The following is a 14976-nucleotide window of genomic DNA, read 5'->3' on the forward strand; positions in this document are numbered from 1 at the left end:
ATTCCGTACCCACCGGAGATCCTCCAATGCAGCAAGGAACCCGATATGGAACGACTACGCACTCTCGGAAAGTCGTGCAGGATTCGGACGCTTACGATTTTTCTTGATCTCCCGGTGCACACGTCGCGCACACGGCACTCTCTAACCGATTGAAAACCTTGAACTCTCGCTCCAATCCATCATGGGCGCTATGGAAAATTTTCGGCTTAAGGCATTCATATTATTGAGGTCTTTTGCCTCAATCGCCGCCTTATGTGACTGGGCTGATTGAGAAACTCTGGTTCGACGAAGCTTTCGCAGCTTGGCTCTACTAGGGCCATATACGATGAATTGGAAGCGAAATCGCATCTTCGGATTCTCAGTGCGCGCGTCGGGACGCCGCCTTATTGCGCACCAAGCGCATAGATGGCGCGTGGCTTGGATTTCGAAGATAGGGGATGAGCTTCGACGCCCGCGAAATCGCAGGCTAAGAAATAGCCTTCCCCGAAACCTTATCGAAAAGGTGCGTTCGCTCCAGATCAAGAGCGACGTCGATAAAGCGATCCGGCGCCGCAGCGACACCGACCTGCATCTGAGCCGTGAATGGAAATGCGCCCACGGTTCCAATCACGAGGGTATGCGGCCCGAGCGGCTCCACGTCTTTCACCATCAAGCGGACGGAAGAGCCGATCGGCGCATCCTGCCGGAGCACATGGTCGGGCCGCACGCCGAGCACAACCGGCTTGCCGACGCTCCCTGCATAGATCGCCTCGCGAGACTTCGGCAATTTCAACGCCGTACCCGACGGCTCGGTGAAGACCAGCGCGCCGTCGCGAGCGACAATCTCGCCATGGATAAAATTCATGCTGGGTGCACCCATGAAGCCCGCGACGAAGAGGTTGCTGGGCTTCTCGTAGATCGTGATTGGATCGGCCGCTTGCTCGATCCGGCCGCGATTCATCACCACGACGCGATCCGCCATGGTCATGGCCTCGACCTGGTCGTGCGTGACATAGACGATCGTCTTGGCAAGACGACGATGCAGTGCCTTGATCTCGGTCCGCATCTCGATGCGGAGCTTGGCGTCGAGGTTTGACAGCGGCTCGTCAAACAGAAACACATCCGGGCTGCGCACGATGGCACGGCCGATCGCGACGCGCTGGCGCTGGCCGCCGGAGAGTTGCTTGGGCCGGCGGTCCAGATATTGCTCGAGCTCGAGGACCCGTGCCACGTCCTGAACTGCTTTCGCGATGCTGACGCGTGAATCGCCCCGCACCTTCATGCCGTAGCCGATGTTCTCCCCGACCGTCATATGTGGATAGAGTGCATAGTTCTGGAACACCATCGCACAATTGCGCAAGCCCGGGCGCAGCTGCGTCACGTCGCGGTTGCCGATACGGATGTTTCCGCTGGTGACCGCCTCCAGCCCAGCAATCATGCGTAACGTCGTGGTCTTGCCGCAGCCGGACGGGCCGACAAGTACGACGAATTCCTCGTCGGCGACGTTCAGATCGAGCCCCTCGATGATCTCGTAGGGCCCATATGCCTTGCTGACGTTATCGATCTCGACGTGCGCCATGGATTCCTTTTTCCGTCCCCTCTTGTCGACGGCCGATCAGACCCCGGATGACGCTCGCGCATCATCCGGGGACGTCTTGACGGGAAGCTAGTTCTTGGGCTGGAGGCCCATCGCCGCGCGATAAGCGGCGAGTTGCTTGGCGCGCCCGAACTCATCGGTCAGGCGATTCCATTCCTTCGCGACCGCGTCCAGCGCGGCCTGCGGCGTGGTCTGGCCGGCCAGGGCCTTGCCGAGCTCGATCTCGACGACCTCGGTGTAGGAGAAATAGCCGGGCAGACGCATGTCGAGCGCGACGTTCTTGGCATTCAGCGAGTCCGCTTGAGCGCCGAGATATTCCTTGGCCTCCTCCGGCGAGAAGTTCTTGCTCCACAATTGCAGATTGGCGGTGTGCGATTTGCGATAAGGATTGACCCCGCTGCCGCCTGTGATCGCCGCCTGCCCCGACACTTCGGGGCTCGTGAGCGTCTTGACGAAGTCCCATGCCGCCTGCTGGTTCTTGCCGGCCTTCGGCACCCCGATCTGCCAGCCGCCGAATGCCATAAACGGTGTCGGCAATACGTTCGGAAACTTGTCCCACTTCTTGGTCTTGGCGTTCCAGATCTCGTCCGATCCAGGCAGTATCGCCGAGCCGACCTTGCCCGAAATCTTCGACTGCTTGGGATCTGCGGCGATCACCCCGGTATCGCCCCAGCCGATCGACTCAGCCACCTGGCCACCGGCCACGGCTGCGTTGACCTCGCCGAACGAGAAGTTCAGCGCATTGGGCGGACCGAGCTTGGAGGCGCGAATATATTCCTCCAATCCCTTCACCCAACCCGGATTGTTGATCTGAGCGTCCATCGTCTCGGGGTCGAAGAACATCGCGCCCGGATAGTTCGGGTTGTTGGTATAGGCCGCCGCATGGCTGAAGAAGAACCAGAACTGCTGGCCACCGCGACGGAAGGCTTCCGCCGTGCCCCAAAGTGCCTTGTCCGGGCGCTGGAAGAACTCCGCGATGTCGAGATATTGCTTCCAGGTCTTCGGCGGCGCCAGATCGTAACCGTATTTGACCTTGAAGGCGTCCTTCTCCTTGGGATCGCTGAACAGATCGGTACGATACGTGTAGGTATGGACGTCGCCGTCCATCGATTGCGAATAGATCTTGCCCTCCCACACCATCAGTCGCTCGCGATAGGCCGGCTCGATATCATCCCAATCTTTGCCGGACTGCATCTCCTTCGGCATCTCGCTGAGATAGGGCACGAAGTCCGGCAGCCAGGCCGGCGCAAAGCTGACCAGATCGAACGTCGCATCCGCCCCGGTGAGCGATGTGACGATCTTCGGGTAGAGCTCCGACCACGGAAACTCGACGACATTGACCTTGCCGCAGGTCTTCTTGGTCCATTCATCCGCGCCGAGCTTGAGCGCGGAGGCGATATACGGTCCGGTCTGCGATGCCACCGTCAGGGTGACACCGGAGTAATCCGGGCTACAGGCAGCGTTCGCCTGGCTCGCGGTGGCGGCCATCGCAAGCGAGGTGGTCAGCATCAGAAACGTCCGTCGCAACATCGTCCAGTCCTCCCTACACAAGTTTTTGCTATTTGATCGCTCCGAGCAGCAGGCCCGACCGCATCATGCGGCTGAGCAGACCTGCCATGATCATCATCGGAATAATGGCGACGAGCGCTGCGGCCGAGATCGCCCACCATTCGTCGCCTCGCTGGCTGTTCTGTCCCGCCACCAGGATAGGCAGCGTCTGCCACCTGGAATTGGTGAGGAACAGCGCGAACAGGAACTCGTTCCAGACGAAGGCGAGCGTGATCATGAAAGTCGCCAGCAGTCCGTTCATCGACATCGGCACAACGATGCCGAGAAAGATGCGCCAGCTCGGCACGTTGTCGACCATCGCGGCTTCTTCGACCTCGATCGGGATGGCCTCGAAGAAATCACGCATCAGCCAGACCACGATCGGCAGCGAGAACGCGACGTAGCACAGCGTCATGCCGACATAGCTATCGATGAGTTGGAAACCGAGCCGGCCGATTTCGCTGTAGAGCAGATACAGCGCGAAAGCCGTGACGATCGGCGGAAACATGCGCTGGCTGACGAACCAGAACAGGATATCCTCATTGCCCAGGATCGGCCCTGGCAGCGGCAGGCGGTTAGCCAAGACTGCAGCGGCAAGCGCGATCGGGAACGCCAGCAGCAGCGCCTGCGGTCGGGTATATCCAAGCGTATTGTTGAGCAGCAGATAGCCGCCGAGCGCGAGCAGGAAGAAGATCAGACCCGCGCCAAAGCGCACCTTGAATTCGAACCGCACCAGCGCATAGGCCGCCATCGCGCCGATCGCAGTCGCGATCGCCGCCGCCGACAGTCCAATGATGGTCGAGTTCAGGAAGGTTCGGAAGAACTCACCACGGATACCCTGGTAGAGATCGATGAAGGGCTGCAGGGTCGGCGTGAAATCGACGAACGGAATATAGGTCGGGCCGCCGACCACGCCCGGCGGGGTCTTGAAAGCCGTCACCACCACCCAATAGAGCGGAAACACCGAGATCAGGCACCAGACGAGCACGCCGGCCGCGACCAGGCGGCGACTCCAGCTCGACAGTCCGATAAGGCCCTGCCCGCTCATCGGCGCTTCTCCAGATGCGGCCGCAGCAGCGCCAGATAGGTCACACCGATGATCGTGATCGCGATCAGGAACAGGAAGCTGAGCGCCGATGTGTAGCCGAGATTGAACTTCTTGAAGCCCTCCTGATAGGCGAACAAGGTCAGGGTCTCGGTGTCCACGCCCGGTCCACCGCCCGTCATCACAAAAACGGTGTCCATGATCTTGTAGCTCTCGATCAGGCGGATGAAGACGACGGCGGCCGAGATCGGCAGCATCATCGGAAACGTGATGCCCCAGAACTGCTGCCAGGCGCTTGCGTTCTCGAGCTCGGCAGCCTCGTAGACATCCTCAGGGAGCGTTTGCAGGCCAGCCAGCATCATCAGGATGATGAACGGTGTCCACTGCCAGATCTCCACCGCGATGATGCAAGCGAGCGCCCAATGTCCGTTCGTGAGGAACGGAAGGTTCGCCAGGCCGAACATGGACAGGAACTGGTTGAGCGGCCCCATGGTCGGATTGAAGATCATGCGGGCAACGAGCGCGACGGCAACCGGGGCCAGTAGCATGGGCAGCAACAAGGCGACGCGAAACAGCCGCTCGCCGGGAACGCGCGCGTTCAGCGCGAGCGCAACGCTGAACCCGATCACGTATTGCACCCCGACCGCGATGAAGGCGATCAGCGTCGTCGTGAAGATTGCATTCCAAAAGCGCGGCTCCTGCAAGAGCGAAGCATAGTTGCCGAGCCACACGACGCGCGGCGGAATCGGTGGAATCAGGCGATAGCTGAGGAAGCTTGTGGTGAACGAATAGATGAGCGGAAAGATCGAGATCGCCAGCACGACGAGCACCGCCGGCCAGATGAAGACATGCTTGATCGGATCGTTCCGCATCATGAGGAGATCATTCCTTCAACAGGGCTTCGATCTCTGCTCGCCGCGGCATGGAAGGCGCAGTCCCGGCGCGCGTCACGGAAATCCCGGCCGTCGCCGAACCGAAACGCGCCGCTTCCAGTGGATCGGCACCGCCCGCAAGCGCTGCCGCGAATCCGCCGACGAATGCATCGCCCGCACCCGCGGTTTCGATCACCTTGCCGGCGGCGAACGGCGGCACGTGCAACGAGCGATCTCGCCCGTGAAACAGCGCACCGCGTTCGCCGAGCGTGATCAGCGCGGTGCCGGCTCCCTTGGCCAGCAGCGCGTCTCCGGCGCGGCGGGCGCCGGCAAGATCGCTCACCGCGACCCCCGTCAGCGCTTCCGCCTCGGTCTCGTTGGGAACGACGTAGTCGCACAAGGCAAACAGGCTGTCCTCGAATGCGCCCGCGGGTGCCGGGTTGAACACGGTGATGCTGCCCGCAGCGCGCGCGATCTCGAGCCCGCGCTGTGCGGCCGCGACCGGTTGCTCGAGCTGGGTCACGAAGACGCGGCTGGCGCGGATCGCATCCGCCGCCGCGTCGACGTCGATGGGGCCGAGACCGTCGGCCGCTCCGCTCACCACGATGATGGCGTTGTCGCCGCGTGTCTCGTGGACATAGATGAAGGCGGCGCCAGTCGGCGCTTCCGCAGTCCTGGCGACGCGCGGCCGAATTCCTTCCGTCTCCCACGTCTTGATGGCTAGATCACCGAAGGCGTCGCGGCCGATACGCGAGATGAAGGTCACGTCCGCGCCCGCCCGCGCAGCGGCCACGGCCTGGTTCGATCCCTTGCCGCCTGGTCCCATGGCAAATCCCGAGCCCGCGATCGTTTCGCCGATTGCCGGCATGTTGCCGGCCCGGAAGGCCAGATCGACGACGAAGATGCCGAGCACTGCGACGCCATTCTTGCTCATGGTCGTCACTCTCCGTCCGGCGCGATGACGCCTTTGGAAAACAGGAAGCAGCCATAGAAGCGCCGCTCGCCGGTGGCGATCACGCAATAGGCCGTCTTGGCTTTCTCGTAGAAAGCATGGCGCTCGACCCCGACCAGTGGCCAGGAGCGGCCCTCGGCGCGGTCGATCGCGGCCTGCGCCTCGCGCTGCACCGGCGGTACCTCCTGGGGCTGACCGACGATCTCCATACGCATCGCCGCATCATCGACGAAGGTATCGAGCGGCAGCACCGAGAGAATGGCCTCGATCGCCTTTGCCGTACTGACATTGTCGATGCGAAGCAACTCGCCGAATACGGTCTGGCGCGCGATCGAGTCAGCGGGGAAATTGGTATCGCACACCACGAGGCGATCGCCGTGCCCCATTGCGCGCAAGGCATAGAGCACGTCGGCATTGAGCAGTGGATTGATGCCCTTGAGCATGTTGCGTCCCTCCCTTGTCTTCAACAGTCGCCGGAACTCTGATGGTCCCGGTGCCAATCAGTATCACCGCAAGGTGACGTCATTAGTCCCCGTAGGGAATCCAGATGTTCTTCACCTGCACCGCATGGCGGAGCAGGATCGGACCTTCGCTCGCCGACCGGTCGTACCAATCGAGCGCCAGGCCATGGTCGACCAGCGTGCGCTTGAGGTTACCGACCGACAGCCGCTCCGCGGCCGTCGAGGCCTCCTGCGCGCCGAACACCCACAGCGCATCGACGTCATCATGCTCGGCAAGGATCTTTGCCAGCGCATCGCGGTCGCCGGTGACGATATTGACGACGCCCGCAGGCACGTCCGACGTCTCCAGCACTTGATAGAAATCGGTCGCTGCAAGCGGATGGCGCTCGCTCGGGACGGCGACGACGCGGTTGCCCATCGCGATCAACGGTGCCACCAGGCTGATGAAGCCCAGCATCGGCGCCTCGTCCGGACAGGCCACCCCGACCACGCCGATCGGTTCGTGCATGGCAAGCGCCACGCCCCGCAACGGCGGTGCATGGATCGTCCCCTCATACTTGTCGGCCCAGGCCCCATAGCTGAACAGCCGCTCGATACTCGCCTCGACCTCCGCACGTGCCTTGGCGGCCGAAGCACCGGTCATTTCACCAATACGCCGAGCGAACTCGTCGCCGCGCGCGGACAGATTCTCCGCAAGGTAGTAGAGAATTTGGGCACGATTATGCGTCGTCGCCCGCGCCCACCCCTCGGCCGAACGCGCGGCAGCCACGGCGTTACGGATATCCTTGCGATTGCCCTCCCCGGCTTCGCCGAGGTGCCGCCCCTTCGGCGACAGAACCGTGCGCGAATAATTTCCGTCGGGACGGACCTGCTTGCCGCCGACGAACAGCTTTGCCGTCCGATCGATCGGCGGCGTGCCAAATCCGGCGCTGTCGGCCGAGGCCGTCGGAGGCGGCGGCGCCTTCGCCCGCACTTTCCGCCCGCTCCATGCCTTCGGCTTGAGATATTCGTAGAGGCCTTCCCGGCCGCCCTCGCGGCCAAAGCCGGACTCGCGGTAGCCGCCGAAGCCGACGCTGGCATCAAACAAATTGGTCGCATTGACCCAGACCACGCCGGCCTGAAGTTTTGGCGCGATATCGAGCGCGAGGCCGATGGTCTCGCTCCACACGCTGGCGGCAAGACCATAGCGCGTGTTGTTGGCGAGCATCACCGCCTCGTCCGGCGTGCGGAACGTCATCGCAACCAGCACCGGACCAAAGATCTCCTCGATCGCCACGGTCGATGACGGATGTACGTTCCAGAGCAAGGTCGGGGGATAGAAGCACCCCTCTGCGGGAATCGGCCCAGGCGCCTGATACTTCTCGGCGCCCTCCTTGACTCCAGTCTCGACCAGCGCCTTGATCCGTTCGAGTTGCACCGGCGCGACCACCGCGCCCATGTCGATTGACTTGTCGAGCGGAGGACCAACGCGCAGCGTCTCCATGCGACGGATCAGACGCTTGCGGAACGTCTCTGCGATCCCTTCCTGCAGCAACAGCCGCGATCCGGCGCAGCAGACCTGGCCCTGGTTGAACCAGATCGCATCGACCACGCCTTCTACGGCGCCATCGATATCAGCGTCGTCGAACACGATGAACGGCGATTTGCCACCGAGCTCGAGCGTCAACGACTTGCCGCTCCCTGCGGTCGACTGACGGATCAACCGCCCGACCTCGGTCGACCCGGTGAAGGCGATCTTGTCGACACCGGGATTTTCGACGAGAAGCGCGCCGGTGGCGCCGTCACCCGTCACCACATTCAACACGCCGGGCGGCAGGCCCGCTTCCGCCGCGAACTCGGCAAACAGCAGCGCGGTGAGTGATGTGAATTCGGCCGGCTTTAGCACCACAGTATTGCCGGTCGCCAGCGCCGGCGCGATCTTCCAGGCCAGCATCAGCAGCGGAAAGTTCCAGGGGACGATCTGGCCGATCACACCGACCGGGACGTGGTCGGCGAATTCGCTCTCCTGCAATTGCGCCCAGCCGGCGTGATACAGGAAGTGGCGCGCAGCAAGTGGCACGTCGAGATCGCGGGTTTCCCTGATCGGTTTGCCATTGTCGATCGCTTCCAGCACCGCGAATAATCGCGCATGACGCTGCAGCATACGCGCCAGCGCATAGAGATGACGGGCACGACCGTGACCACCGAGCTTTGCCCACGACGACTGCGCCGATCGCGCGGCGCCGACGGCAGCCTCGACATCCGCAGCGATGCCTTGCGCGAGTCTGGCCAGCGTCTTTCCGGTGGCCGGCTCGATCGTCGTCAGATGCTTGCCCGAAGCGGGGCTTGCGAATTTGCCGGCAATCAAATGCCCAAACGTCGCGTCATGCCGCTTCAGCCAGGCGCGCGCCTCGCCGTCCGCCTCGGGGGCGGGACCATAATCCATGGTCTCGTAGTAATGTGCGATGCTCATGCTCAGCCCACGGGATGACGGTTGAAGGCCGAGTAGCGGCCAGTAACGTGATGCTCAAGCTGGCGCTCGATGTCGGCGAGCAGGCTGGAGGCGCCGACGCGGAACAGATCCGGCTCGAGCCAATCGCGTCCCAACTCCTCCTTCATCAGGAACTGATAGTTGAGCACATCCTTCGCCGTCGAGATTCCGCCGGCCGGCTTGAAGCCGATCTGGAAACCGGTGCGCTCCTCATAGATTCTGATCATGCGCTGCATCGCCAGTGTCACCGGCAGCGTGGCATTGACGCCCTCCTTGCCGGTGGAGGTCTTGATGAAATCGGCGCCGGCCATCATGCAGACCATCGAGGCCTTGGCGACGTTGCGCAGCGTTTTGAGGTCGCCGGTTGCCAGGATGGTCTTCAAATGCGCATTACCGCAGGCCGCGCGGAAATCCCGGACCTCGGCGTAGAGCGCCCGCCAATCCCCGGTCAGCACATGTTCGCGCGTGATGACGATGTCGATCTCCTGCGCACCGTCCCTGACGGACGCCTCGATCTCCTTGAGCTTCAGATCGTGCGGCACGAGGCCCGCAGGAAATCCGGTCGAGACCGCAGCGACCGGAATGTCAGACCCATCGAGCGCCTCGACCGCGGTTGCGACGAAGCGGTGATAGACGCAGATCGCGCCCGTGTGCAGCCCGCGACCGGAGAAGCCGAGTGCATCGACAAGGTCGCCGCGCAGCGGCATCTTGGCTTTGGCGCAGAGGCGTTTCACCCGCTCGGCGGTATCGTCGCCGTTGAGCGTCGTCAGGTCGATGCAGGTAATCGCCTTGAGCAACCACGCCGCCTGCGCGTCCTTCTTGACGGTGCGTCGGCCCGGCAGGCTCGCAACGCGGCGCTCGGCGGCCGACAGATTGATCCTGATCTCATCGACCCAGTCCATCTCGAGCGCGCGTCCGCAGTTGCGCGCGATCGGATGCGGATGATTGTGATCCCGCGCATGGGGCTGCGCCGGCACCGCGGATGGGTTTGATATCAAGACGCCCTGCGCCATCGGTACGCCGCGCGATGCTAGCGAATCGGCTGAGACGGCAGATAGACTGAATGTGCCGATTGCAACATGCGATCCTCCCATCCCTTGCCCGCTGGAGCTTCTGCTGCCTGCCATCGCGGACAGCGAAACGACCTTCGGGCCAGATGTTATTATTGTAACAAATTGACGTTGCTAAACTCACATCATTGTAAGATCATTGTCAACCGGATAAGCAGGCTCGGTGACGAAAATGACTGAAACACCGGTTGCACGACCCAGCGAAACGCGCGTCCAGCGGCTGCAAAGGCTTCGTCGCGCCGTCGAGACGAGCGGCGCACTGCATCTGAAGGACGCCGCCGAGCTGCTGAAGGTGTCGGAGATGACGGTCAGGCGCGACCTTGCCGGACCCGAGGCGGCACTCGCCCTGCTCGGCGGCTACGTCGTCAACGCGGCGTCACCGACCGGGATCAAGTACACATTCGAGCAGGAAATCGACCAGCATACGCAGGACAAGCTCCTCGCCTGCCGATCCGCAGCCGCCTCGATCAAGGAAGGCGACACCATCTTCATCGACTGCGGCACTACGATGCAATCGCTAGCCGATTGCCTGCCTGAGGACATGCCTCTCTCGGTGATCTGCTATTCGCTGAATGCCGCCTCGATCGTTACCCACCGTCCGGCGACGCAGGTGATGCTGATGGGCGGGCTCTACCATCCGTCGTCGCAGTCGTTCTCGTCGGATGACGGCCTGTCTTATCTGCGGCGACTTGGGATCAACAAGGCGTTCGTCTCGGCTGGCGGCCTGCACTGGACCCGCGGCGCGAGCTGCTCGAATTTTCATGAAGTCGCCATCAAGCAGGCCGTCATTGCCACCGCCATGGAGAGCATCCTGGTGGTCGATGCCAGCAAGCTCGGCAGCCTCAAGCCGGCGTTCTTCTCCGACGTCAGCTCGTTCTCGCGAATCATCGTCGGTGGCGCCGTGTCGGCGGACACGCGCAAGCACTTCCGCAGCCTTCCCGTCGAATACGTCACCAGCACAGCCTGATCCGGACGGGGGATGGCTCGCCCGGATGGTCTGCTGAAGCATGATCCGAAAAGTGCAAAGCGGTTTTCCGGAAAGATCGTGCTCAAACAACGACGATGCGCGGTCCCGTGGAACCGCGCATCGGTATCACAGACTCAGTTGCAGGCGGGCTTCGCCTTGTTGCAAGCATCCGCCAGTTCGGCCGGCGGGTCTTTCTTGAACACGGTCTTGTAGGACTCCAGCACATTCGACTGCGTCACCGGCAGCGACTGCACGCCGATCCAGCCAGGTGTTTCCTTACCCAGCAGCGCATTCATCATCGCCATCGCCTCGGCGACGCCCTGGTCGTAGGGACGCTGCGAGCCAGTCGCCTTCAGCGGACCGCCCTTGGCGATCTCGATGGCTGATTGCAGGCCGAGATCGACCGTCGTCATGGGAATATCGATGCCCTGGGCCCGCATCGAGCTCAACGTGTCCAGCGCCGGTTGATCCCACACGGCGTACAGTCCCTTGACGTCGGGATTGCCGGTCAGGAAGTCGCCGGCGATCTGCGAGACTTTCGGCGGATCGGTGAAATCGACCTGCTTCATCTTGATGTCGGGCCGGTTTGCTTTCATCCACTCCCGCACGCCCTTCGTGCGTTCGTTGGTGCTGAAATAGTCGACGCCGAAATTGACGAGACCGATTGTGCCGCCCTGCGCCACGCAGGATGCCAGGATCTGTGCCGCGATCTGGCCATTGCCCTGGCTATCCGCGGAGACCATTGTCGCATATTCCTCGGGATGCTTCAGGCCGGTCGGGATGCTGTCCATCAGCACGAGCTTGATGCCCGCTTTGGCGATCTTCTTGTAGGTCGGCGCGGTCGCGGTGAAATCGACCGGAATCGAGATGATGCCGTCCGGATGCTGCTGGATGGTGTTCTCGATATCGGCGATCTGCTTATCCACCTGATATTCGGCGGATGCGACCCCCGTCACCGTCACGCCGTACTTCTTCAGCGTATCGGTGATGCCCTGGATCTGGAGCTGCGACCAGTCCAGGTTGACCGTCTGCATGGAGATGCCAACCTTGAAATGCTTCTCCTTGACCTTCGCGGCGTCGGCCTCGGACAGCGCGAGCACCTCGGGCGAAGCCGCCTTCTCGCCATGGGGTCCCTGGCCGACGATCGATTTCGGCCCAAGCTTCGCAAGATCGACGCCCTTCACACAGGTCGCGGGCACTTCGGCGCGTGCCGAGGGGATCATCGAGAGGGTCGCAGCTGCCATCAGCACGGTCAAAGGCAAGGTTTGTCGCAAGATTGGCTTCATTGTTTCCTCCATTTTGATCGCCGATTCACCGGAGGGCCAGCGACCTTGCCCCTACCCACGCAGCGCGACGAACTTGTGGCTCATGCGCTGCGCCTGACTTCGACTAGCGTTTCGTGAAAGCAACCGCGGCAACGATGATCGCGCCCTTGATCACGAGCTGCATCGGCGAGCTCACGCCGAGCAGCACAAGGCCGTTGTTGAGAGTGCCGATGATCAGACTGCCGAACAGCGTTCCCAGGATGTAGCCGCGCCCGCCAAACAGGCTGCAGCCACCGAGGATCACCGCGGCGATCACGTCGAGCTCCATTCCCTGCACGACATCTGGCCGCGCGGCATGTGAACGCGCGGACAGCACCAGCGCCGCGAGGCCTGCCAGGGTGCCGGTCAGGACGAAGGCTGCGGTTGTGATCCGTTTGGTGTTGATGCCGGAATAAAGCGCCGCGGTCGGATTGCCGCCAACCGCATAAATGCGCCGGCCGAACACGTTGTAGTGCAGAAGCAGGATGCCGACGATCATCGCCGCTAACGTCCAGGCGATCGGAACCGGTATGCCCACAAACGTGCCTTCCCCAAAGATCGCGAAATAGGTCTCGTTGGTGATGATCACCGGCTTGGTGTTGGTCACCATCATCGCCAGTCCCCGCGCCATGCTCAGCGAGCCCAGCGTCACCAGGAACGACGGGATCGATAGCTGCGTGGTCAGGATGCCATTAAGCAGCCCGACCAGCGCGCCGGTGCCGAGCCCGGCCAAGGCACCCACTATCCAGCTGTTGTTGATCTGGCTCATCGCGAGAGCGGCCGCCATGCCTGATAGCGCCAACGTCGAGGCAACCGACAGATCGATCTGACGCGCGATGATAATGAAGGTCACACCGACCGCGATGATCGACACCAGCGTGGTCTGGCGCCCGATGTTCAGGAAATTGTCGACCGAGAGGAACCAGGGCGAGGACAGGCTGAACACGACCAGCAGGATCACGAAGGCGATGTACAGCATGTACGGCCGCTCGCCCCGCAGCAGATTCTGCAGAATCTTGCGGCGGCGATCGGATCGGGTCGGCGCGGCGACCACGTTGGGAGCAGTCAGTTCGGTCATGCGGGAAGCTCTTGCAAGTGGCCTGGCCCGGAGGCCTGGTACATCTGGAGGAGATGATGCAGCTCTTCGGCATCATCGATCTCGCCGCGAGAAAGTGTACGAGCCACACGGCCGTTGACGATCACGGAGATGCGGTCGCAGAGCTCGATCAGTTCGACGAGATCGGACGAGACGACCAGGACCCCGCTGCCGTCGCGAACGGCATTCCGGATCACGGCATAGATCTCCTCGCGCGCGCCCACGTCGACGCCGACCGTCGGTTCGTCCAGCAGCAGCACGCGCGGCCGCGGATCATTCCATTTTCCGAACACGACTTTTTGCTGGTTGCCGCCGGAGAGTGTCCTGACCAGGCTGAACGCGCCCGGCGCTTTCACCGAAAGTCGCGCGACCGCGGTTTCCGCCCGCCTGGCGGCGGCGCGTTGCTGCATCCAGCCCCAGCGTGAGAAATGGGGAATCCGCGGCAACGTGACGTTTCGTTCGATCGAATGGTCAAGGACCAGACCCTGCACGTGCCGATCTTCCGGCACCAGCGCGATGCCCTGCTCGATCGCATCGGCAGGCCCCCTCGGCCGCCATCGCCGGCCCTCGATCTCGATTGCGCCGCTCTCGAGCGGCCGGAGCCCAAACACCGTCTCCAGAATTTCCGTGCGACCGCTGCCGATCAGGCCGGCGAGGCCGTGGATCTCGCCCTTCAGCACGGACAGATCGACGGCGCGGAGCCGGTCGTTGGACACACCCGAGAGCGACAGAACCCGCGACGGATCCACTTCGCGCTTCGCGGCAGGTTCGGTGCGGGGACCCGTGGATGCCGATCGATCGGTTCCGACGATCGCGTTCACCAGCCGCTTCATGTCGGTTTCGGCGGTGACAAACGTGCCGGCGTTGGCGCCATCGCGCAGCACCGTCACGCGCTGCGAAATCTCGAAGACCTCATTGAGCCGGTGGGTCACATAGATCACGCCGACTCCGCGGCGCGTCGCCTTCCCGATCGCGTCGAACAGGATCCGCACCTCATCCGACGTCAGCGAGGAGGTCGGCTCATCGAGGATCAGAAGCCGGACCTCGCCCATCAGCGCCTTGGCGATCTCCGTCATCTGGCGATAGGCGAAAGGCAGTGAGCCGACAGTCGCTCTCGTATCCAGGGGAATACCGAGCTCGTTCAGGAACGCCTCGGCCCTGGCCATCAGCGCGCGCTGCCGGACGAAGCCGAAACGCGCGCGCGGCTCGCGGCCGAGCAACAGATTGTCCGCGACGCTCAAGGATTCGACGAGGCTGAGATCCTGATAGACGACGGCGATCCCAGCCTCGCGCGACTTCGCCGGGCTGTCGAACTCCACCGGCCTGCCGGCGATCTCGATCGTGCCGCTGTCGAGGGCGTGAACACCACTAAGGATCTTGATCAACGTGGATTTTCCCGCGCCGTTCTCGCCCAGCAGCGCGTGCACCTCGCCGGCCCGGACCTCGAGGTTGACGTCGCGTAGCGCCCGCACGCCGCCAAAGCGCTTGTTGATGCCGCTGACCATCACCAGCGAGGTCGACGGCCGAGGCTCTGCTGTACCCGAACCGGACAATTCCAAACCTTCCTCCCATCGCCTCGCGAGACGTTGGTTACGATGGTGACATCTTGTTATTT

The 14976-nt window shown here is 62.7% G+C and carries 12 protein-coding genes; 1 reads left to right on the forward strand and 11 read right to left on the reverse strand.

Features of this window, described 5'->3' with window-relative positions; genetic code table 11:
* Window positions 1-466: 466 nt before the first annotated feature.
* From ABIA96_RS27925 to deoC, 8 genes are all read right to left on the reverse strand, one after another.
* Window positions 467-1558: an ABC transporter ATP-binding protein gene (locus tag ABIA96_RS27925; RefSeq protein WP_354140256.1), complete on the reverse strand. Its 1092-nt coding sequence runs from the start codon at window positions 1556-1558 to the stop codon at window positions 467-469.
* Between the two features lie 87 nt (window positions 1559-1645).
* Window positions 1646-3085 (reverse strand): extracellular solute-binding protein, encoded by a 1440-nt coding sequence (locus ABIA96_RS27930; RefSeq protein WP_354140420.1) that lies wholly within the window; start codon window positions 3083-3085, stop codon window positions 1646-1648.
* Between the two features lie 49 nt (window positions 3086-3134).
* Entirely contained in the window at window positions 3135-4172 is a 1038-nt protein-coding gene (locus ABIA96_RS27935) for a carbohydrate ABC transporter permease (protein ID WP_354140257.1), read from the reverse strand.
* Window positions 4169-5044, reverse strand: coding sequence for a carbohydrate ABC transporter permease (locus ABIA96_RS27940; protein WP_354140258.1), 876 nt, complete (start codon window positions 5042-5044; stop codon window positions 4169-4171). The genes ABIA96_RS27935 and ABIA96_RS27940 overlap by 4 nt, the downstream gene beginning before the upstream one ends.
* Window positions 5045-5051: 7 nt before the next feature.
* The gene (locus ABIA96_RS27945; protein ID WP_354140259.1) at window positions 5052-5975 is read right to left on the reverse strand and encodes a ribokinase; all 924 of its coding nucleotides are present in this window, start codon (window positions 5973-5975) and stop codon (window positions 5052-5054) included.
* A gap of 5 nt (window positions 5976-5980) precedes the next feature.
* The gene (locus ABIA96_RS27950; protein WP_354140260.1) at window positions 5981-6436 is read right to left on the reverse strand and encodes an RbsD/FucU family protein; all 456 of its coding nucleotides are present in this window, start codon (window positions 6434-6436) and stop codon (window positions 5981-5983) included.
* Window positions 6437-6518: 82 nt separating this feature from the next.
* Entirely contained in the window at window positions 6519-8906 is a 2388-nt protein-coding gene (locus ABIA96_RS27955; RefSeq protein WP_354140261.1) for an aldehyde dehydrogenase family protein, read from the reverse strand.
* Between the two features lie 2 nt (window positions 8907-8908).
* Window positions 8909-9937, reverse strand: a complete 1029-nt coding sequence (gene deoC, locus ABIA96_RS27960) for a deoxyribose-phosphate aldolase (RefSeq protein WP_502918855.1) — start codon at window positions 9935-9937, stop codon at window positions 8909-8911.
* 229 nt (window positions 9938-10166) lie between these two features.
* Here deoC and ABIA96_RS27965 point away from each other — a divergent pair, with 229 nt between their 5' ends.
* The gene (locus ABIA96_RS27965) at window positions 10167-10961 is read left to right on the forward strand and encodes a DeoR/GlpR family DNA-binding transcription regulator (RefSeq protein ID WP_354140262.1); all 795 of its coding nucleotides are present in this window, start codon (window positions 10167-10169) and stop codon (window positions 10959-10961) included.
* A gap of 134 nt (window positions 10962-11095) precedes the next feature.
* Here ABIA96_RS27965 and ABIA96_RS27970 read toward each other — a convergent pair whose 3' ends face one another.
* The 3 genes from ABIA96_RS27970 to ABIA96_RS27980 form a co-directional block, all read right to left on the reverse strand.
* Window positions 11096-12247 (reverse strand): substrate-binding domain-containing protein, encoded by a 1152-nt coding sequence (locus ABIA96_RS27970; RefSeq protein WP_354140263.1) that lies wholly within the window; start codon window positions 12245-12247, stop codon window positions 11096-11098.
* Window positions 12248-12350: 103 nt separating this feature from the next.
* Window positions 12351-13343 (reverse strand): ABC transporter permease, encoded by a 993-nt coding sequence (locus ABIA96_RS27975; RefSeq protein ID WP_354140264.1) that lies wholly within the window; start codon window positions 13341-13343, stop codon window positions 12351-12353.
* Window positions 13340-14920 carry a sugar ABC transporter ATP-binding protein gene (locus ABIA96_RS27980; RefSeq protein ID WP_354140265.1) on the reverse strand — a complete coding sequence of 527 codons (1581 nt, stop codon included), beginning with the start codon at window positions 14918-14920 and terminating at the stop codon, window positions 13340-13342. The genes ABIA96_RS27975 and ABIA96_RS27980 overlap by 4 nt, the downstream gene beginning before the upstream one ends.
* Window positions 14921-14976: the final 56 nt, after the last annotated feature.

It is taken from the genome of Bradyrhizobium sp. LB11.1 (assembly GCF_040549385.1).
Taxonomy (GTDB): domain Bacteria; phylum Pseudomonadota; class Alphaproteobacteria; order Rhizobiales; family Xanthobacteraceae; genus Bradyrhizobium.